At 73.0% G+C, this 18,959-nt stretch carries 20 protein-coding genes and 1 riboswitch; of the genes, 9 read left to right on the top strand and 11 right to left on the bottom strand.

What is annotated here, in order from left to right; genetic code table 11:
* Window positions 1-81: 81 nt before the first annotated feature.
* Window positions 82-330, top strand: coding sequence for a bacterioferritin-associated ferredoxin (locus ACFVYK_RS27605; RefSeq protein ID WP_389778648.1), 249 nt, complete (start codon window positions 82-84; stop codon window positions 328-330).
* 16 nt (window positions 331-346) lie between these two features.
* Here the strand turns inward: ACFVYK_RS27605 and bfr are convergent, their stop codons facing one another.
* Window positions 347-826, bottom strand: coding sequence for a bacterioferritin (bfr, locus tag ACFVYK_RS27600; protein ID WP_389778646.1), 480 nt, complete (start codon window positions 824-826; stop codon window positions 347-349).
* A gap of 185 nt (window positions 827-1,011) precedes the next feature.
* Between bfr and ACFVYK_RS27595 the strand changes: the two genes are divergently transcribed.
* Window positions 1,012-1,644, top strand: coding sequence for a sulfite oxidase-like oxidoreductase (locus ACFVYK_RS27595; protein ID WP_389778644.1), 633 nt, complete (start codon window positions 1,012-1,014; stop codon window positions 1,642-1,644).
* A gap of 13 nt (window positions 1,645-1,657) precedes the next feature.
* Here ACFVYK_RS27595 and ACFVYK_RS27590 read toward each other — a convergent pair whose 3' ends face one another.
* From ACFVYK_RS27590 to thiO, 5 genes are all read right to left on the bottom strand, one after another.
* A complete protein-coding gene (locus ACFVYK_RS27590; RefSeq protein ID WP_389778642.1) occupies window positions 1,658-2,542 on the bottom strand; it encodes a deoxyribonuclease IV in 885 nt (294 codons plus the stop codon).
* A 34-nt stretch (window positions 2,543-2,576) separates the two neighbouring features.
* On the bottom strand, window positions 2,577-4,511 hold the full coding sequence (gene pknB / locus ACFVYK_RS27585) for a Stk1 family PASTA domain-containing Ser/Thr kinase (RefSeq protein WP_389778640.1): 1,935 nt from the start codon (window positions 4,509-4,511) through the stop codon (window positions 2,577-2,579).
* 113 nt (window positions 4,512-4,624) lie between these two features.
* A complete protein-coding gene (locus ACFVYK_RS27580) occupies window positions 4,625-5,419 on the bottom strand; it encodes a thiazole synthase (RefSeq protein WP_389778639.1) in 795 nt (264 codons plus the stop codon).
* 3 nt (window positions 5,420-5,422) lie between these two features.
* A complete protein-coding gene (gene thiS, locus ACFVYK_RS27575; protein ID WP_389778650.1) occupies window positions 5,423-5,623 on the bottom strand; it encodes a sulfur carrier protein ThiS in 201 nt (66 codons plus the stop codon).
* Window positions 5,624-5,631: 8 nt separating this feature from the next.
* Window positions 5,632-6,798: a glycine oxidase ThiO gene (gene thiO, locus ACFVYK_RS27570; RefSeq protein WP_389778637.1), complete on the bottom strand. Its 1,167-nt coding sequence runs from the start codon at window positions 6,796-6,798 to the stop codon at window positions 5,632-5,634.
* Window positions 6,796-6,907, bottom strand: a riboswitch (TPP riboswitch). It overlaps the preceding gene by 3 nt.
* Window positions 6,908-6,959: 52 nt before the next feature.
* Between thiO and ACFVYK_RS27565 the strand changes: the two genes are divergently transcribed.
* From ACFVYK_RS27565 to ACFVYK_RS27540, 6 genes are all read left to right on the top strand, one after another.
* Window positions 6,960-7,331 carry a hypothetical protein gene (locus tag ACFVYK_RS27565; RefSeq protein WP_389778636.1) on the top strand — a complete coding sequence of 124 codons (372 nt, stop codon included), beginning with the start codon at window positions 6,960-6,962 and terminating at the stop codon, window positions 7,329-7,331.
* A 32-nt stretch (window positions 7,332-7,363) separates the two neighbouring features.
* A complete protein-coding gene (locus ACFVYK_RS27560; protein WP_389778634.1) occupies window positions 7,364-8,605 on the top strand; it encodes an NAD(P)/FAD-dependent oxidoreductase in 1,242 nt (413 codons plus the stop codon).
* 66 nt (window positions 8,606-8,671) lie between these two features.
* Window positions 8,672-9,037 (top strand): Rv2175c family DNA-binding protein, encoded by a 366-nt coding sequence (locus ACFVYK_RS27555; RefSeq protein ID WP_389778632.1) that lies wholly within the window; start codon window positions 8,672-8,674, stop codon window positions 9,035-9,037.
* 78 nt (window positions 9,038-9,115) lie between these two features.
* Window positions 9,116-9,763, top strand: coding sequence for a thiamine phosphate synthase (gene thiE, locus ACFVYK_RS27550; RefSeq protein ID WP_389778631.1), 648 nt, complete (start codon window positions 9,116-9,118; stop codon window positions 9,761-9,763).
* Window positions 9,764-9,971: 208 nt separating this feature from the next.
* On the top strand, window positions 9,972-10,895 hold the full coding sequence (metF, locus tag ACFVYK_RS27545; RefSeq protein WP_389778629.1) for a methylenetetrahydrofolate reductase [NAD(P)H]: 924 nt from the start codon (window positions 9,972-9,974) through the stop codon (window positions 10,893-10,895).
* 56 nt (window positions 10,896-10,951) lie between these two features.
* Window positions 10,952-11,980, top strand: coding sequence for a hypothetical protein (locus tag ACFVYK_RS27540; RefSeq protein ID WP_389778627.1), 1,029 nt, complete (start codon window positions 10,952-10,954; stop codon window positions 11,978-11,980).
* A 60-nt stretch (window positions 11,981-12,040) separates the two neighbouring features.
* Here ACFVYK_RS27540 and ACFVYK_RS27535 read toward each other — a convergent pair whose 3' ends face one another.
* The 5 genes from ACFVYK_RS27535 to ACFVYK_RS27515 form a co-directional block, all read right to left on the bottom strand.
* Window positions 12,041-13,513 carry a phytoene desaturase family protein gene (locus ACFVYK_RS27535; RefSeq protein WP_389778626.1) on the bottom strand — a complete coding sequence of 491 codons (1,473 nt, stop codon included), beginning with the start codon at window positions 13,511-13,513 and terminating at the stop codon, window positions 12,041-12,043.
* A 38-nt stretch (window positions 13,514-13,551) separates the two neighbouring features.
* A complete protein-coding gene (locus tag ACFVYK_RS27530) occupies window positions 13,552-14,169 on the bottom strand; it encodes a DUF4126 domain-containing protein (RefSeq protein WP_389778625.1) in 618 nt (205 codons plus the stop codon).
* Window positions 14,170-14,594: 425 nt separating this feature from the next.
* A complete protein-coding gene (locus ACFVYK_RS27525; RefSeq protein WP_389778624.1) occupies window positions 14,595-15,221 on the bottom strand; it encodes a TetR/AcrR family transcriptional regulator in 627 nt (208 codons plus the stop codon).
* A gap of 44 nt (window positions 15,222-15,265) precedes the next feature.
* Entirely contained in the window at window positions 15,266-17,350 is a 2,085-nt protein-coding gene (locus tag ACFVYK_RS27520) for a YhgE/Pip family protein (protein ID WP_389778622.1), read from the bottom strand.
* On the bottom strand, window positions 17,322-18,209 hold the full coding sequence (locus tag ACFVYK_RS27515) for an ATP-binding cassette domain-containing protein (RefSeq protein WP_389778620.1): 888 nt from the start codon (window positions 18,207-18,209) through the stop codon (window positions 17,322-17,324). The genes ACFVYK_RS27520 and ACFVYK_RS27515 overlap by 29 nt, the downstream gene beginning before the upstream one ends.
* A gap of 175 nt (window positions 18,210-18,384) precedes the next feature.
* Here ACFVYK_RS27515 and ACFVYK_RS27510 point away from each other — a divergent pair, with 175 nt between their 5' ends.
* A complete protein-coding gene (locus tag ACFVYK_RS27510) occupies window positions 18,385-18,948 on the top strand; it encodes an SAV_6107 family HEPN domain-containing protein (RefSeq protein ID WP_389778618.1) in 564 nt (187 codons plus the stop codon).
* Window positions 18,949-18,959 lie beyond the last annotated feature (11 nt).

Genomic DNA, 18,959 nt, shown 5'->3' with positions numbered 1-18,959 from the left:
CACACGATCCGCGCCCCACCGCCTTTTGCGCTCACCGGACGCCGGGTAAGGTTAGGGTTGCCTTATCGATCTCGGCGGGAGGTGAACCGCGTGTACGTCTGCAGCTGCTTCGGTGTGACCGAGGCGCAGGTCCAGCGGCACGTGGACGACGGAGCGTGCACCCCCCGCCAGATCGCCTCCGCCTGCAAGGCCGGCACCGACTGCGGCTCGTGCGTCCGCCGTATCCAGGCCATGCTCGGCAGGGGCGCCGGTTCGCGCCGCGACCTCGCCGGCCGCGGCGAACCGGCCTTCGCCGGATACGAGGACCCGGCCGCGACCGCGGCGGCCTAGGTTCGCCCCGGGCCGGTCAGCTCTCCGGCTGCTCCACCAGCTGCGCGATGTACAGGGCCTCACCGAGCTTCTCCACCAGCTCCAGCTGGGTGTCGAGGTAGTCGATGTGGTGCTCCTCGTCCGCCAGGATCGACTCGAAGATGTTCGCCGACGTGATGTCGCCCTTCTCGCGCATGACCTTGATGCCGCGCCTGAGGCGGTCGATCGCCTCCACCTCGACCTGCCGGTCGGCCTCGAACATCTCCCTGACGGTCTGCCCGACCCGTACATGGAACAGCCGCTGGTAGTTCGGCAGCCCGTCGAGGAAGAGGATCCGATCGGTGAGCACCTCGGCGTGCTTCATCTCGTCGAACGACTCGTGCCGCGTGTACTTCGCGAGCTTCGTCCAGCCGAAGTTCTCCTGCATCTTGGCGTGGAGGAAGTACTGGTTGATGGCGGTGAGCTCGGCGGTGAGCTGCTCGTTGAGGAACTCGATGACCTCGGGGTCGCCCTGCATCGCTAAGGCTCCTTCCACGTCGGGACTGCGGGGAGGTTGCCGCCGCATGATTTCACCGGTGTGGAAGATCGTCCAGTAAGTGCGTACTTAGTAAGTTCTCCAGACTTGGCACTGCTTGTCCGATTCGGGATAGGCCCGGTCATGGCTGGTCATGTGCAACGTCCCGGGTCTGTCAGGATGGAGTCATGGGTCAGCCGGTGGAGCGCGAATCTGGAGAAGAAGCGGTGTCCGAGCTCCCGCCGGGGCAGCGACTGCAGCGCGGCTGGCCCGTCACCCACTACGGTCCGGTGCCCAAGTTCCGGCCCGAACGCTGGGATTTCCGGGTCTTCGGCGCGACCGCCGACGGCGAGAAGCACTCCTGGAACCACGAGGAGTTCACCGCCCTCCCGTACGCGTCCGTCATGGCCGACCTGCACTGCGTGACGAAGTTCAGCATGCTCGGCGCCGAGTGGGGCGGGATCCCGGCCCGCACCGTCCTCGACATCGCGCCGCCCGCCCCGAACGTCACCCATGTCATGGTGTGGGCCGAGTACGGCTTCAGCTCGAACCTGCGCCTGACGGACTTCGTCGCCGAGCGCACGATCTTCGCCACCCACAAGGACGGCGAGCTGCTCACGGCGGAACACGGCTTCCCGCTCCGGCTCGTCGTCCCGCACCTCTACGCCTGGAAGGGCCCCAAATGGGTCCGGGGCGTCGAGTACATGACCGCCGACCGGCGCGGCTTCTGGGAGGAGCGCGGCTACCACAACGTCGGCGACCCCTGGAAGCAACAGCGGTACTCCTACCAGGAGGAGCCGGGGGACGGCCCCGAGCTGTGAACCGGCCGGCGCCTCAGCCGTCCCGCAGCTTCTTCAGTCGCTCCACGTCCGCCGCATGGCCCTCCTTGCCGCCGGGCGTCTCGATGATCAGCGGGACGCCCGCGGTCGCCGGGTGGGTCATCAGCGCCCGGAACGGGTCCTCGCCGATGTGACCGGAGCCGATGCTCTCGTGCCGGTCCTTGTGGGCCCCGACCACGTCCTTGCTGTCGTTGGCGTGGATCAGCTTCAGCCGGCCCTCGCCCGCCGTGTCCACCAGCAGGTCGAGCGTCTGATGCATGCCGGAAGGGCCGGTCAGGTCGTGCCCGGCGGCGAAGACGTGGCAGGTGTCGAGGCAGACGCCCAGCTTGGGGTGGGCGTCCAGCGCCTCGAAGTAGGGCCCGAAGTCCCAGGTCCGGGAGCAGAGCGAGGAGCCCTGGCCGGCGGTGGACTCCAGCAGCAGGAACGGGTCGTCGTCGTGGGTGAGCTCGTCCAGCAGCGGAAGCAGCTGTTCGCGCACCTGCTTCAGCGCCACCGACCGGTCGCGTCCGCCGGTCGCGCTGCCGGTGTGCACGACCACGCCCAGGGCCCCGATCGCCCGCCCGCGGCGCAGCGAGTGCCGCATCGACTCCACCGACCTCTCCACGGTCGCCTCGGTGTGCGAGCCGAAGTTGATGAGGTACGGCGCGTGCACGTACGCCGGGACCGACTCCGCCGCGCACCGCTCCCGGAAGGCCTCGTCCTGACGGGGGTTCCCGGCGGGCGTGGCCCAGCCGCGCGGATTGGCGACGAACACCTGGACCGTCTCGGCCTTCAGGTCGCGGGCGTACGACATGCCCACGTCGTGCAGGCCGCCGGCCACGGGGACATGACTGCCGACGGGGTTGCGGGAGGGGAAGGGGAGAGGGGCTGCGGAACTCACCCGTTCAGGGTGTCATGTCCGCCGGCCCCGCCCGTCACCGGATGGTGATCGTGATCGTCGACCCCTTGGGCGCGGTGTCGCCGGCCTTCACGGACTGCTTCTTCACCGTGTCGCCGAACAGGCCGAGCAGTCCCCGGTCCTCCTTGACCTCGAACCCGGACTGCTTCAGGAGAGACTTGGCGTCGTCGACGCTCGCGCCCACCACGTCCGGGACCTCGACCATCTCCGGGCCCTTGGACAGCGTCAGCGTCACGGTGTCGCCGGAGGCGAGCCGGCTCTCCCCCTTGGGCGTCTGCGCCGCGACCTGCCCCTTGTCGAACTCGGAGGTGACCTGCCGCGCGGCGATCTTCACCTTCAGGCCGGCCTCCTCCAGCTCCGCCCGGGCGTCGGCCGGGTCGTCGCCCGTGACGTCGGGGACGTCGATCGGGCTGCCCTTGCTCACGACGAGCGAGACCGCGGTGTCCGCACGGCGCTGCGTGCCCGCCTCGGGGTCGGTGCCGATCACCGCGCCCTGGGCGACGTCGTCGTCGAACTCCTCGGTGACCAGGCCCGGTTCCAGGCCGTGCTTCTTGAGCGACGCCTCGGCCTTCTTCAGCGGCGAACCCGCCACGTCCGGCACCTTCACCATCTCGGGGCCGTCGGAGAGGGTGAGGGTCACCGCGTCGTGCTTGCGGATCCGGGCGCCCGGCTCGGGGTCGGTGTCCAGGACCGTGCCGCGTTCGACGGTGTCGCTGTGGCGGTGCTCGACCCGGCCCACCTTCAGCCCGGCCGCCTCCAGCCGCTGCCTGGCCTGGGCCTCCTTCTGCGTCAGCACCGCCGGGACCTTGGTGAACTGGCCGGAGTTGATGTACCAGACGCCCGCCCCCACACCGAGCACCAGCAGCACGACGGTGACGAGCGCGAGCATGCTGCGCCGGGGCCGCAGGGAGCGGCGCCGGGGCGGCAGCGGCGGCGGGCTCTGGAACCGGGAGGTGCGCTGGACCTCGGCCCCGCCCTCGTCGTCCCCGTCCACGGGCAGCGGCCGGGGCACGGTGAGCGAGCGCGGGATCACGCTGGTGCGGTCGTCGGTGATGTCGTGCCCGGCGGATACGGCCAGCGGGGGCAGCGCGTCCAGCTGCTCCTCGCTGAGCGCGGCGCGCGCCTTGCGCGCCTCGCCCAGCAGCGCGACGGCGTCGGGGGACCGGGCGTCGGGCGTGCGGGCGGTGGCGGCGACGACCAGCTCGTCCAGTACGAGCGGCAGGCCCGGGACGGCGGCCGAGGGCGGCGGAACGTCCTCGTGGAGGTGCTTGTAGAGCACGATCGCGGGGGAGTCGCCGTCGTGCGGCTTCTCGCCGGTGAGCATCTCGTAGAGCACGACCCCGCACGCGTAGACGTCGACCCGCGGATCGGCCGCGCCGGGCCGATCGATCTGTTCGGGGGCGAGATAGGCGACGGTGCCGAGCACCGCGCCGGTGGTGCTGGTGACGGTGTCCACGGAGCGCACGAGCCCGAAGTCGGCGACCTTGACCCGTCCGTCGTCCCCTATCAGCACGTTCTCGGGCTTCATGTCCCGGTGCACGAACCCGGCCCGGTGGGCGGCGCCCAGCGCCGCGAGCACGGGCTCCAGGATGTCGAGCGCGGCCCTGGGCTGCAGCGCCCCGCGCTCGCGCAGCACGTCGCGCAGCGTGCAGCCGGCGATGTACTCCATGGCGAGGTAGACGTACGACCCGTCCGTACCCTGATCGAACACCTGGACGACATTCGGGTGGGCGAGCCGGGCGACGGACTTCGCCTCCCGGATGAACCGCTCGACGAACGCCCCGTCGGCGGCGAGCCCCGGATGCATCACCTTGAGCGCGAGCACGCGGTCGAGGCGGGTGTCCACGGCCCGGTAGACCGTGGCCATCCCGCCGACCGCGATCCGCGCCTCGACGCGATACCGGCCGTCGAGCACCTGCCCGACCAGAGGGTCCTGAAGGGTCGTGTCCACGCAGGTGAGTGTACGAGCCGCCGCTGACACCTCGCCGGTCCCGCCGGGATCGCAGCCCTACTGCAGCCGACCTGTGACGCGAGTCGCAGGACGCGGACGTCACCGCAAGGGGGTCAGAACGCGGGGCGCTCCGGGTCGAGCGCCGCCAGGCCCTCGGCGGGGGACGACGCCTGCGCGAACCAGCGGCGCGGGATGCGGCCCGCCAGCCGGGCCAGCCGTCCCGCCTCGACGCCGGCCCGCATGGCGCACGCCATCCGTTCGGGATCGCGCGCCCGCGTGACCGCCGACGCCAGCATCACACCCGCGCACCCCAGCTCCATCGCCAGCGCCACGTCCGACGCGGTGCCGGCGCCCGCGTCCAGGATCACCGGCACGCGCGCGTGCTCCACGATGAGCTGGAAGTTGTGCGGGTTGCGGATGCCCAGGCCGGAACCGATCGGGGACCCCAGCGGCATGACCGCGGCGCACCCGACGTCCTCCAGCTTGCGCGCCAGCACGGGATCGTCGTTGGTGTAGGGCAGCACCGTGAACCCGTCGTCCACCAGCGTCTCCGCCGCGTCCAGCAGCTCGACCGGATCCGGCAGCAGCGTCCGCTCGTCGGCGATGACCTCCAGCTTCACCAGGTCCGTTCCGAGCGCCTCCCTGGCCAGCCGCGCCGTCAGCACGGCCTCGCCGGCGGTGAAGCACCCGGCCGTGTTCGGCAGCACCCGGATGCCCAGCCGTTCCAGCACCGACAGCACCGAGCCGTGCACCGAGGGGTCCACCCTGCGCATCGCGACCGTCGTCAGCTCGGTCCCGGACGCGACCAGCGCCCGTTCGAGCACCTCCAGGCTGGGCGCGCCCCCCGTGCCCATGATCAGCCGGGACGAGAAGGCCGTCCCCCCGAGGACGAAGGCGTCGTCGGCCATGGCTCAGCCTCCCTGCACGGCGGTGAGGACTTCCACCCGGTCGCCGTCGGCCAGTGACGTGGACGGCCACTGCGCGCGCGGGACGACGGTCTCGTTGAGCGCGGCGGCCACCCCGCAGGGCGCCGGCGTCAGGGACCGGACGACGCTGTCCAGAGCGGTGCCGGGAGCGAACTCCCGAAGCTCGCCGTTGACGGACACGTTCAGCGGGGTGCTCATGCGGGCTGCTCCGAGAGTGCGGCGACGCCGAAGCGCCGGGGCGTGAAGGGGCGGGCCTCGTCCGGGAGTTGCCCGGTGGCCAGGACATGCGCCATGACGTCGCCGGTCACCGGCGTCAGCAGCACGCCGTTGCGGTGGTGCCCGGTGGCCAGCACCAGCCCGGACAGTCCGGTCGGCCCGAGCAGCGGCGCGTTGTCCGGGGAGGCGGGACGCAGCCCCGCGCGCGTCTCGGTGAGCGGCAGCTCGGTGATCCCCGGGACCAGCTCGTGGGCGTCGCGCAGCAGCTCGTAGACGCCCCCGGCCGTCACCGTCGTGTCCCAGCCCAGCTCCTCGCTGGTCGCGCCCACCACCAGCTCGCCGTTCTCCCGCGGCACGAGATAGACCTGGCTGCCGCGCACCACGGCCCGCACGGTCCGGCTCAGGAACGGCGCGTAGGACCGCGGCACGGTCAGCCGCAGCACCTGCCCCTTCACCGGCCGCACGGGCGGCACGACGTCCTGCGGCACCCCCGCGAGCCGCCCGCTCAGGCTGCCCCCGGCGAGCACCACCTGCCCCGCCGCCAGGGTCGCGCCGTCGCGGGTGATCACCCCCGTGGCCCGCTCGCCCGCCACCGACAGCCGCTCCGCCCAGACCCGGCGGAAGACCACGCCGGCCCGCTCGCACGCGCTCACCAGGGCCCCGGCCAGCCGCCGCGGGTCGACCTGGTGATCGCCGTCCACCCGCAGCCCGCCGCGCACCCCCGGCGCCAGCATCGGCTCCAGACGCCGACACTCCCGCCCCGACAGCCACTCCGAATCCAGCCCCGACCGCCGTTGCAGCGCGTGCAGTTCGCGCAGATGGGCCCGGTCGTCGGCGTCCAGCGCGACCGCGAGCGTGCCGCACCGCCGGTAACCGAGGTCCTGCCCGGTCAGCTCCGTGAGCTCGGCCGCGAAATCCGGATAGCGCCGGGCCGAGGCCAGATTGAGGCCGAGCAGCGTCTGCTCGCCGTGGTGCAGTTCGGTGACGGCGGCCAGCATCCCGGCGGCCACCTGGGCGGCCCCGCCGCCCGGCTCGGGGTCCACCACCGCCGTGGTCAGACCGCGTTGCGCGGCCCGCCAGGCCGTGACCAGCCCGATGATCCCGCCCCCGATCACGAGGACGTCTGACGTACGCGGAGACGACATGGGCGTCCAGCCCCTCCCTTCGCCGGCATGACCCGGATCAGGTTCGTACGGTCGGAGGCCGCCAGCCTCCCTCTCAGCCCGGTGCGTCCGGGCTCCCGCGAGTGCTCTACGGTGGCCACCCTAGCCCGCCGCCGCACGCCGCAGTAAGGGAGCCTTCGCGCATGGCCCGTTCACTGGACGGCCTCGTCCTCGCCCCCGTCGCCGACCAGGCGCCCGGGCAGGTCGGCGCCCGCACCCGCTTCGCGTACCACGAACGGGACGGCGCGGTCTGGGCCGACTACGCGGGCGGCGACGTCGTACGGGGGCATCTGGTGGGTACCCGGGAAGGAGACCGGCTCGACTTCCGGTACGTCCAGCTCACGTCCGACGGGACGACGTCCTCGGGGCACTGCGTGTCCACGGTCGTCGACCTGCCCGACGGCCGGGTGCGCCTCGACGAGAGCTGGGAGTGGGAGTCGCGGCCCGGCAGGGGCACGAGCGTCGTCGAACAGATCGCGGACGGTGTGGAGCAGGTCACGGAGCACGACGGCTGACTGACTGATCGTCAGCTGTCTAAGGTGATCAGGTGAGCGAGCAGAGGCAGGAAGAAGGCAGGCCGGGCGGGCGCCGCGTGGTGGTCGTCGGCGCGGGCATGGCCGGGGTGCAGACCGCGGTCGCCCTGCGCGAACAGGGCTTCGACGGCCGGGTGACGGTGATCGGCGCCGAACCCCATCAGCCCTACGACCGGCCGCCGCTGTCCAAGGCCGTGCTGCTGGGCAAGGCCGAGGGATCCGCCCTGGACGTCGACTTCGACAGCCTCGGCATCGAGCTGGAACTCGGCCGCGAGGTGCTCGGGCTGCGCCCGGCCGACCACGAGCTGGACACCGCGCGCGGACCCGTCCCCTACGACGTCCTCGTCCTCGCCACCGGCGCCGAGCCGATCCGACTGCCGGGCGCGGACGGCGTGCCCGGTGTGCACCTGCTGCGCACCCTGGACGACGCCCGACGCCTGCGGCCCGTGCTGGCCGGCCGGCACGACGTCGTGGTCGTCGGCGCCGGCTGGATCGGCGCGGAGTTCGCGACGGCCGCCCGCGAGGCCGGGTGCGAGGTCACCGTCGTCGAGGCCGCCGACCGGCCGCTGGCCGGCGCCCTGCCCCCCGAGGTCGCCGCCCCGATGGCCGCCTGGTACGCCGACGCGGGCGTCGGCCTGCGCACCCGCGCGCGGGTGGAGCGCGTCGAGTCCGGCGCGGTCGTCCTCGACGACGGCTCGATCCTGCCCGCCGACGCGGTCGTGGTCGGCATCGGCGCCCGCCCCGCGACCGCCTGGCTGGCCGGCTCGGGCGTCGAGCTCGGCGCGCACCGCGAGATCGTGGCCGACGCCGGCCTGCGCGCCTCCGTTCCGGACGTGTACGCGGTCGGCGACTGCGCCTCCTTCCCGTCCGGCCGGTACGGCGAGCGGCTGCTCGTCCATCACTGGGACAACGCGCTCCAGGGACCGCGCACGGTGGCGGCCAACATCGTCGGCGCGGCCACCGACGAACCCGCCGCCGTCTACGACCCCGTCCCGTACTTCTGGTCCGAGCAGTTCGGCCGCTTCGTCCAGTACGCCGGCCACCACGCGGACGCCGACGGGACCGTGTGGCGCGGCGATCCGTCCGGCCCGGCGTGGACGGTCTGCTGGCTGCGCGAGGACCGTCTGATCGCCCTGCTGGCGGTGGGACGCCCGCGCGACCTCGCCCAGGGCAGACGGCTGATCGAGTCGGGCGCGCCCATGAACCCGCGGCTGCTCGCGGACCCGGCGAGGCCGCTGAAGGCCGCCACCGCGTGAGCCGGGCAGGCCCGGTCGGACCGGCCCGGCTTCCGACTGTCAGTCGCAGATGGCAGGCTTGTTCCCGTGACCGAGATTGACGCAAAGACCGATGCTCTCGTCCCCGCCTGGCTCACCGTGCCCGACATCGCGGAGATGCTCGAAGTCGACGTGATCCGCGTCCGACAGCTGATCAAGGACGGCCAGCTCATCGCCGTGCGCCGTGGCGAGAACCGCGCGCTGCACATCCCCGCCGCCTTCATCGACGGCGACAAGGTGGTCAAGGGCCTGGCCGGGACCCTGACCCTGCTGCGGGACGACGGCTTCACGGACGAGGAGATGCTGGAATGGCTCTTCACCCCCGACCCCTCCCTGCCCGGCACGCCGGCGCAGGCCCTGAGTGAGAACCGCGGCACGGAGGTGAAGCGCCGCGCCCAGGCGCTCGCCGTCTGACCTGCTGATCTCGCATCGACATCCGGCGTACGGGGGCGCAGTCGGCCCCCGTACGCCGCCACCCTGGGGGGAATTCGCATGCCCGACACCGCCCACACACGCCTGTCCGCCGCCCGGCTGTACCTGTGCACGGACGCCCGCACCCGTCAGGGCGACCTCCCGGAGTTCCTCGACGCCGTCCTCGCGGGCGGCGTCGACATCGTCCAGCTGCGGGACAAGGGCATGGAGGCGGCCGAGGAACTGGAGCACCTGCGGGTGTTCGCGGACGCCTGCGCGCGGCACGGCAAGCTGCTCGCGGTCAACGACCGCGCGGACGTGGCCCACGCCGCCGGCGCCGACGTCCTCCACCTCGGCCAGGGCGATCTGCCCGTCCCCGCAGCCCGCGCGATCCTCGGCGACGGCGTCCTCGTCGGCCGCTCCACGCACTCGGCGGCGGAGGCGGAAGCCGCCGCCGTCCAGGAAGGCGTGGACTACTTCTGCACCGGCCCCTGCTGGCCCACCCCCACCAAGCCCGGCCGCCACGCGCCCGGCCTCGACCTGGTGCGGCACACGGCGTCACTCGGCGCCGACCGTCCCTGGTTCGCCATCGGCGGCATCGACCTCGGCAACCTCGACGAGGTGCTGGCGGCCGGCGCCCGCCGCGTCGTCGTGGTGCGGGCGATCACGCAGGCGGACGATCCGGGCGCCGCGGCGGCTGAGTTCGCCAAGCGGCTGAGCGAGGCGTAGCCCGGTCGCTGTCGGGGCGCCGTTCGCTCGCCGACCGCTCCCCGGCCGGTCGCGCCCCGCCTCCGGGCCGCCGTCTGGGTCCGGTCTTCCGGTCCGCCGGTCGTGCCGTCCTCGTACGATTGTCCAAGGGGTGGACAACAACTCGACAATCCGGGCAAATATCCCGCATCCGGTTGGGGGACCGCCCACCCCTGGCTAACCTGCCGGTATGGCCCTAGGAACCGCATCCACCAGGACGGACCGTGCCCGCACCGTGCGCGACATCCTGGCGACCGGCAAGACGACGTACTCGTTCGAGTTCTACGCGCCGAAGACGCCGAAGGGTGAGCGGAGCCTGTGGGACGCCCTGCGCAGGGTCGAGGCGGTCGCCCCCGACTTCGTCTCCGTGACGTACGGCGCCGGCGGCTCCACCCGGGCCACCACGGTCAAGGAGACCCAGCAGATCGTCGTCGACACCACCCTCACGCCGGTCGCGCACCTGACCGCCGTGGACCACTCCGTCGCCGAGCTGCGCAACATCATCGGCCAGTACGCCGACGCCGGCATCCGCAACATGCTGGCCGTGCGCGGCGACCCGCCCGGCGACCCGATGGGCCCCTGGGTGCCGCACCCGCAGGGCCTGACGTACGCCGCCGAGCTGGTCCGGCTCATCAAGGAGTCCGGCGACTTCTGCGTGGGCGTCGCCGCCTTCCCCGAGATGCACCCGCGCTCCGACGCCTGGGACACGGACGTGTCGCACTTCGTCGACAAGTGCCGGGCCGGGGCCGACTATGCCATCACGCAGATGTTCTTCGAGCCCGAGTCGTACCTGCGGCTGCGCGACCGGGTCGCGGCGGCCGGCTGTGTGACTCCGGTCATCCCGGAGATCCTTCCGGTGACGAGCGTGAAGATGCTCGAACGCCTGCCCAAGCTCAGCAACGCCCGCTTCCCGGCCGCCCTGAAAGAGCGGATCCTCACAGCCAAAGACGATCCGGCCGCTGTACGCTCCATTGGCATCGACTTCGCCACGGAGTTCTGCGCTCGGCTGCTGGCCGAGGGAGTGCCCGGACTGCACTTCATCACGCTCAACAACTCCACGGCGACGCTGGAAATCTACGAGAACCTGGGCCTGCACCATCCGCCGCAGGCCTAGACCGGTCGCACCCACATACGACACACTGCGTAGCGGCCACCGGGAGAGGGGCGTACATGGGCTGGACGGTCCTCTACATCGCATTCGGCGTCGTCGCGCTGTGGCTGCTCGGCGAGGTGCTGCTGCAGTACAAGGCGCGGCTGCGCTGGCGGCTGCTGGCCTTCGTCGGCTTCCTCGGCGTCGTCCTCGGCGTCCTGATCCCGTCGGTCGTCGTCATCGCGCTGGGCGCGGTCGCCTTCGCGGTCGGCCAGACCTACGTCACCCTCTCGTTCCGCCGCGGCTTCGCCGAGGGCTGGGCCTTCCGCCGCGCGGACACGGACACGGACGGTGACGACGCGCCCGTCGCCAAGCGCCGCCGCGGCAAGGCCGAACGCAAGGACCCCACGCCGGAGATCTCCGGCCCGGAACCGGCCGAGGCCGGCTTCGGACCCGGCTCGTCCTACGACGGCGACGACGTGACGTTCGGCCAGGACAAGACCGCCTTCGGCGGCGAACGCGGCTACGGCGACGACGACTTCGACCGCGACGACGTCTTCACCCCCGCGTCCCGCGCCTACGACCCGACGGCCGCCGAGACCACGTCCGTCTACGAGCCGCAGCCCCTGCCCGACGACACCGGCTCCTACGGCATATACAGCGACGGCTCGTACGCGGGCGCGCCCGGCCAGAACCAGTCCCAGGGCCGGCCCCAGGACCAGTACGCCACGGCCGCACAGGGCGCTGACCAGAACTACGGCTACGACACCTACGCCGGGTACCACCAGCAGCAGTACGGCTACGACGCGACGGGCGAGCAGCAGTACGCCGCCTACTCCGACCCCTACATCGGCACCCAGACCTACGGCGGCGGCTCCTACGACGCCGGCTACGGCGAGCAGCAGTACGGTCAACAGGCCTACGGCCAGGACCAGTACGGAGCCGGCGGCTACGGGGAGACCCCGGCCGGCGGGGTCTGGGTCCCGCAGCAGCGCAACACCGACGACCCGTTGGGCGGCGACCTCCCGCCCGAGCAGCAGTACCCGTACCAGGGCGACGGGCAGCAGCCCGGCCAGGGCAACGGCTACGACGAGCAGTATCGGTTCTGACGGCCGCGTTCGTCCCGGCGCCGGCCCGCCCGGCGCTGTGCCCGACGGGCCGTCACGGCCTCATCGCGAGCCGCGGAACTCCGGTCCCTCCACGATCAGTCCGGACACCAGGGTGCCCGACATGCCCGCATGCGGCAGTCCGCCGCCCGGGTGCGACCAGCCCCCGACGGTGAACAGCCCCTGCAGGCCTGTGGAGTTGGCGGGATGCAGCAGCCGCCCCCCGGCGGCGGCCAGCGCCGGCGCGGGGACCGCCCCGCCCGCCGCGCCGGTCTCCCGCGCGATGTCGGCGGGCGTGCGCGCCTCGTGCCACAGGACGCGCTCGCGCAGTGCGGGCACGGCCCGCTCGGCGACGGCCAGCAGCGCCTCCACGTTCGCCTCGGTCGGCTCCGCCCCGGCGGGGACCACGGCACTGAGCGTGACCGCCTCATGGTCGCCGTCGGGCGCCAGCCGGGCGTCGTCGGGCCGCAGCACCGTGACCGTCGGCCGCTCCGGCACCGACGGCGTCGGACCGAAGAGGCACTCCAGCTCCGCCTCCCGGTCCTGCGCGTGCACCACCGTCCGGTGCGCCTCGCCCCGCGGCCGGGGTCCGCGCAGCGCCAGCAGCACGGTCAGTCGGCTGGGCAGGCCGCGCTGCGGCGCGACCTCGCCCTCGCCCCGGGCGGGAAGGCCCGCGAAGTCGCCCGGCGCCAGAACGACGTCCGCCTCCGCCACCGTGCCGTCGGCGAGCTCCACGCCCGCGGCCCGCCCGTCCTTGACCAGGATCCGCGCGACCTCGGCGCCGAAGACGAACTCGACCCGGCGGGCCAGACAGCGCTCGTACACCGCGCGGGCCAGCTCACGCATCCCCCCGCGCACGTGCCACGTGCCGAAGGCGTGCTCCATGTAGGGCAGGACGGCCGCGCTGGCCGGGGTGACCCGGGGGTCCAGGCCGTGCGCGAGCGCGTGGCCCTCCAGCAGGGCGGCGAGCCGGGGATCGCGCAGCTCCCAGGCGCCCACCTCGGCCAGGGTGGTCGCCCGGCGGGTGCGCAGCAGGCGCTTGTGGGGCACCGCCGGGTAGGGCTCGCGCTCGGCCAGGACCGACCAGTTCGGCCACAGCGGCTCCTCCAGGAGCGGGCGCCGGGTGCGGTCCCATGCCTCGCGGGCGCGCACCAGGAAGTCGCCCCAGACCTGCCCGGCCCGCGCCCCGAGCGCTTCGTCCAGTGCGGAGACGACCCCCGCGCGCGAGGCGTTCGGCAGGGACACCTCGGCGCCGTCCGCGAACACGTGCCGCGCCGACGGGTCCACCTGGACCAGGTCGACGCACGCCTCCAGCGGCTCCTTGCCGGTCTTCACGAACAGGTCGCGGTAGACGGCTGGCAGGGGGAGCAGAGCCGGGCCGGTGTCGAACGCGAACCCGTCCCGCTCGAAGCGGCGCACCGCACCGCCGTACGTCGGCGTCCGCTCGTACACCGTCACCCGGTGGCCCGCCACGGCCAGCCGGGCGGCCGCCGTCAGCGCGCCCATCCCGGCGCCGATCACCGCAATCCCTGCCATGCCCGTGACTTTATCGGCCGCCACCGACAGTGACGTGATCAGGCCGGGGGCGGCGGCCACGGGGGCGCGCCGAGCCGGCGTTCCTCGCGCCGCTGCGCCCTGCGCCGCAGGAACCGGCGGATCCGTGAGACGAGGAAGTACAGGACCAGCAGTCCGGTCAGGAGCAGGGCTCCCGCGAGGACGGAGGCCGCCACCGGGTGGAAGATCGCGAACGTGACGATCCCGGCGACCCCCAGATCCTCCGCCAAGCTCACGACGATGTTGCTGAAAGGCTCCGGGGAGGTGTTGACCGCCATCCGGGCGCCCGCCTTCACGGCATGGCTGGCCAGCGCCGTCGAACCGCCGAGCGCCGCGGCGGCCGCGTCGGAGAGCGAGCCGCTCTGCCCGGCGAGCAGCGCGCCCACCCAGGCGCCGGCCACCGGCCGGACCACGGTGTGCGCCATGTCCCACGCCGAGTCCACGTACGGGATCTTGTCGGCGACCGCCTCGCACAGGAACAGGACGGCCGCGACGGCGAGCACCTCGGGGCGCTGCAACGTCTGCGGGACGTCGTCGCTCACGCCGGTCGCGCCGAAGACGCCGAGCAGCAGCACCACCGCGTAGGCGTTGACGCCGCTGGCCCAGCCGCTGGTGAACACAAGGGGGAGTACGGACACGGACGCGATCGTAGCCAGTGGACCGCCCGGCGTCCTGAGGATGAGCGCGCAGACCTGAGTACCCGTACCTAGGGGAGGAGTTGAGTACGCGCGCGGATGGGACACGACCTGCGCGGACGGGAGAGTGGGGGCACGGAGAAGGGGCGCGGCTCCCGGTACCGGCGACACGGGGCGCCGGAACGGGAGCGGCCCTCGATCCGCTCCTTCCGCCGGCCGGCCGGCTCGGCGGGAGCGAGGCACGGGGGAGCCCCGGGGGAACGACCGTACGGGGGAACGACGGGGGAAGCACCGGAGAACGGTGCAACGGGGGAGCACGCGGCAGCGCCGGTCCGAGGCGGCCCACGGGGGACGTGGCCGTCACGGACCGGCGCTTTCGCGTGACCCGCGCGCGGAGGGCGCGTGCGCACCCGCGCGGGGCGTACTCGCTAGCGGCGGCCGCTCACCCGCCCCTGCAACAGCCGCGACAACGCCGAGTGGACGTCGTCCAGGGACCGCTCGGGCTGGAAGGCCTGCCAGTCCAGGGCCGCCACCAGCACCATGCCGACCAGCGCGGCCGCCGTCAGCTGCACGTCGATCTCGTCGCTGAACTCGCCGTTGTCGACGCCCTCGCGCAGCACCCCCTCGACGACGGCCACCGCCTCCTGCCGCACGACCATGAGCGTGGACTGCCAGGCACGGTTCGTGCGCCACAGCTCGGCCACGTACAACTGCGTGAAGGACGGATAGCGGTCGATGAACACCAGGCCCGCGCGGATCATCGCGTCGAGGGCGTCGACCCTGCTCCCGCCGCTGCGCGCCGTGTCCTCGGCGGCCTCCCGCAGTGAGGCGGTGAGCAGGCCCACGCCGTGCCTCAGCAACTCCTCGAAGAGGACCGACTTGCTCGCGAAGTTGTAGTAGACCGTGCCCTTCGCCACGCCGGCCCGTTCGGCGATCTCGTCCACCGTGGTGGCGGAGAAGCCCTGCTCGGCGATGAGGGTGACGGCCGCCTCGTAGAGCTTCTGCCGGGTGACCTCGCGGCGGGTGCGGCCGCCCGGGGTGGTGCTGCTTTCCATGGTCCTGATTGTCACAGGAACGCGGCCCCCCGGACGCCGGATCGTCACAGGCTCAGCTCCGGGTGCAGCCGGTCCAGGGTCCACACCTGGCGCCGGCGCGCCGACAGGGCGGTCAGCGCGAGGGCGCCCGCGGTGAACGCGGCGAGCACCGCGCACGCCTGCCACACGGGTCCCAGGCCGCCGCCGCTGATGAGCCTTCGGAGCGCCTCGACGACGTAACTCATCGGCAGGTAGGGGTGGATGGCGTTGAAGAAGCCGGGGCTCGTCTGCACCGGATAAGTGCCGCCCGCGGACGTCAGCTGCAGCATCAGCAGAGCCAGGACGAGGATCCGGCCCGCCGCTCCGAAGCGCGCGTTGAGCCACTGCACGAGAGCAGCGAAGCAGGCGGCCACCAGGAACAGGAAGCCCACCGTGCCGACGGCCCGGACCATCTCCAGACCGATCGCCCAGTGCAGCACGGCCATCAGCGCCGTGGTCTGCAGGACCCCGATCGCGACGACGGGCAGCCAGCCCGCCAGCGCGATCCGCCACGCCGGGGCGCCCGCGGCGAGCGCCCGCCGGTTCATCGGCGCGATCAGCATGTACGCCACCATCGCACCCACCCACAGCGACAACGGGATGAAGTACGGGGCGAAGCCGGTGCCGTAGTTGGGCGCCTTGTGCAGGTCGTGGGAGGCGAGCTGGACCGGGTCGGCCATGACGGCGGTGCGCGCGTCGCGCTGCCGGGCGTCGTAGTCGGGGATCCGCCCGGCGCCGTCGTGCAGCCCGTCGGCGAGCTTGCCGGAGCCGTCGGAGAGCTTGAACATGCCCCCGTTGAGGGTCTGGGCGCCTGTCTCCAGCTTGCCGACGCCCGCGTCCAGGTCCTCGGATCCCGTCTTGGCCGTGCTGAGCCCGGTGTTGATCTTCTTGGCGCCCTTGGCGACCTTCGCGGCCCCGGTGTTCAGCGCGTTGACCTGGGAGACGGCGTCGTCGAGGTCCTCGGAGAGATGCGGGGCGTCGTCGGCGAGCGACTGCGCCTGCTTCTGCAGGGCGGTGAGGTTCGTGCGGAGCGTCTTCAGGTCGCCGTCCTGGTCGGCGACCAGCGTGTTGACGTCGTCGGCGACCTTCGCCGCGTCGGCGGCCGCGTCCTTGGCCTTCTCGAGGTCGGCGCAGGCGGGGTCGGGCAGCACGGGGGTCTCGCAGCGCGCCTGGTAGACGGCGGCGAGCGTGTCGGAGGCCGTGTGGGCGCCCTCGGCGGCCGTCGGCGCCACCTTCACCAGGGTCTCCAGGTTGTCGTGGATCACCTTGGAGGAGTCCGCGACCAGCTGGGCGGTGTCCCCGATGGTCTTCTCGTTGTCCTTGACGAACGGCCCCAGTGCGCTCGCGACCCCGTTGACCTTGTCGGCGAGCCGCTGGGTGCCGTCCGCGACCTTCTGCGACCCGTCCTGGAGACTGTCGGCGCCCTTGTCGAGCTTCTTCAGCCCCTTGGCCAGCTTGCCGCTGCCGTCCTTGGCGTCGCCGAGCCCGTCCGCGAGGTCCTTGGAGCCCTGTTCGGCCTTCCCGATGCCTCCGTTGAGGTCGTCCGCCCCGTCGGCGGCCTTGGCGGTCGCACCGTGGATGTCGGAGAAGGAGACGAAGATCTTGTCCAGGAAGGACCGCGAGGCCTTCGTGGACGCGGCCCTGCGCACCTCGCTGAAGACCGTGCGCGAGATCTGCCCGACGATGTAGTTGTTCGCGTCGTTGGTGCGCACCTGCAGGGCGCTCGTCTCGGGGGAGTCGCCCGAGCTGGAGGCGATCCGCCTGCTGAAGTCGGCCGGCATGGTGAGCGACAGGTAGTACCTGCCGTCCTCGACGCCGGCGCGTGCCTCGGCGGCGCTCACCTCGTGCCACTCGAAGACGTCGCTGTCGAGCAGGTTCCGCGTGATGTCGTGCCCGGCGGTGATCTTCTTGCCCCCGGCGGTCGCCCCCCGGTCGTCGTCGACCAGCGCCACCGGGATGCGGTCGAGCCGGCCGTAGGGGTCCCAGAAGGACCACAGGTACAGCGCGCCGTACAGCAGGGGCAGCAGCAGGAGCGCGACGAGGGCGGCCCGGGGGAGCCGGCCCCGGCCGAAGCGCCTGAGCTCAAGAGCGGCGAGTCTCGGCGAGCGCATCGGGCTCCTCCTCTTCCTCGGGGGCGTCTTCCGTCGCGGCATGCGGTCGCGCTGCCGGTGCGGCCTCCTGGTCGGCCTTCGGTCCGGCCGCGTGTCCGGCCTCGTGGTCGTCCTCCGGATCGGCGGGCCGGTCGTCCTCCGGGCCGGTTCGCCGATCGCCGGACGGGACGGCGGCCGCGCCGGTGGCGACCGTGACGGCGCCCTCGGGGGCCTCGGCGCACACCGCCAGGATCGTCGTGCCCGCCTCGGCCAGGGACCTGAGCAGCGCCCAGACCTCCGCCCGCTCCGCCTCCGCCAGCTTCAGGTCGACGTCGTCGACGCCGAGCAGCCGGGGCCCTGCGACGAGGGCCAGCGCCACCGACAGTCGCAGCGCCTCGACGCGGTCCAGGTCGCGGACGGCGGTCCGCGAGCCCTTGGGCAGGGCCTCGCGGTCGAGTCCGGCGGCATCGAGCGCGGCGTCGATCCGCCGCCCCGCCTCGGCCGCCCGGTCCGCGCGCGGGCGCAGCAGTTCGCGCACGGAGCCGCCGAACCGCCGCTGCAGCAGCGCCCGTTCGCGTAGATGCTCCCCCACGGTGAGGGCGGGTTCGAGGTCGGTCACACCGGGTACATGCGCGAGTGCGGCGACGCGGCGCACCGCCGTGAGCTGTTTCGGCAGCCGCGCCCCGCCCACGGTCGCCGTCCCCTCGGTGGCCTTCATCCGTCCGGTGAGGCTGAGCAGCAGGCTCGTGCGGCCGGAGCCCGAGGGTCCTGCGATCGCGATCAGCGAGCCGGGCTCCGCGGCGACGGCGACGTTGCGGAACGCCCAGCCGCGAGGGCCTCGGAGCCCGAAGCCGTCGGCTGTGACACCGACTCCGTCCACTGGGTCCCCCTGGAATCCATGTAATTGAACTGACTGGTCAGTGCAAAAACTAGCCCGAACCTTCGCTCGAAGCAAAAGCGCAGGTCGGAACGGATTGTCAGTGGCATACCGCACGATGGGCACATACGGCAGCCCGTATCGGACGTGCCGTCACACAGACGACAGGAGGTTCGTCATGGCCACCCACCACGCAGCCGCCGCACACCGGCGCCGCGCCACCGGCCCTGCACCCTCACTGACCGGCCCCGCCGGCGACGTGCACCCCGTGCTGCGCCGCACCACGGCCCCGCCCGCCGCCCTCGACCTGCTCGCCCAGGCCCGTGCCGGGCTGGACGAGGCGGCCGTCCTCGACACCCCCAACGAGCGCTACGCCACGGCCCATCTGGCGGCCCTGCGCACCGCTGCGGCCGTCCTCGCCGCCCGGGGCCGCCCGGAACCCTCGCCCCGCCGCCGGGCCCGCATCCGCAGCGCCTGGGAGGTGCTCCCCGAGATAGCGCCCGAACTCACCGAGTGGAGCGCGCTGTTCGCCTCCGGGGCAGGCCGCCGCGCCCGGGCCGAGGCCGGCATCCAGGGCGCGGCCAACCGCCGGGACGCCGACGACCTGATCCGCGACGTGGCGATGTTCCTCCGTCTCGTCGAGCGGATGCTGGTCCTCCAACCGGTCCTGCCGCAGCCGCGCCAGGCGGAGGACGACCCGGACGGCCGGACAGCGGGCCGCGGTCTCCCGGACGCGGGCTGACACGGGCGTGC

It is taken from the genome of Streptomyces sp. NPDC058291, assembly GCF_042880855.1.
Taxonomy (GTDB): domain Bacteria; phylum Actinomycetota; class Actinomycetes; order Streptomycetales; family Streptomycetaceae; genus Streptomyces.
Note: the sequence above shows the minus strand (reverse complement) of the source record. Positions and strands in the feature narration are given on the sequence as shown.

Coding starts and splice junctions, on each gene's coding strand:
- bfr (WP_389778646.1), bottom strand. CDS start 826: ATGCAGGGCGACCCCGAGGTCATCGAGTTCCTCAACGAGCAGCTCACC.
- ACFVYK_RS27595 (WP_389778644.1), top strand. CDS start 1,012: ATGGGTCAGCCGGTGGAGCGCGAATCTGGAGAAGAAGCGGTGTCCGAG.
- ACFVYK_RS27580 (WP_389778639.1), bottom strand. CDS start 5,419: ATGGCCGACGACGCCTTCGTCCTCGGGGGGACGGCCTTCTCGTCCCGG.
- thiO (WP_389778637.1), bottom strand. CDS start 6,798: ATGTCGTCTCCGCGTACGTCAGACGTCCTCGTGATCGGGGGCGGGATC.
- ACFVYK_RS27565 (WP_389778636.1), top strand. CDS start 6,960: ATGGCCCGTTCACTGGACGGCCTCGTCCTCGCCCCCGTCGCCGACCAG.
- thiE (WP_389778631.1), top strand. CDS start 9,116: ATGCCCGACACCGCCCACACACGCCTGTCCGCCGCCCGGCTGTACCTG.
- metF (WP_389778629.1), top strand. CDS start 9,972: ATGGCCCTAGGAACCGCATCCACCAGGACGGACCGTGCCCGCACCGTG.
- ACFVYK_RS27540 (WP_389778627.1), top strand. CDS start 10,952: ATGGGCTGGACGGTCCTCTACATCGCATTCGGCGTCGTCGCGCTGTGG.
- ACFVYK_RS27535 (WP_389778626.1), bottom strand. CDS start 13,513: ATGGCAGGGATTGCGGTGATCGGCGCCGGGATGGGCGCGCTGACGGCG.
- ACFVYK_RS27525 (WP_389778624.1), bottom strand. CDS start 15,221: ATGGAAAGCAGCACCACCCCGGGCGGCCGCACCCGCCGCGAGGTCACC.
- ACFVYK_RS27520 (WP_389778622.1), bottom strand. CDS start 17,350: ATGCGCTCGCCGAGACTCGCCGCTCTTGAGCTCAGGCGCTTCGGCCGG.
- ACFVYK_RS27510 (WP_389778618.1), top strand. CDS start 18,385: ATGGCCACCCACCACGCAGCCGCCGCACACCGGCGCCGCGCCACCGGC.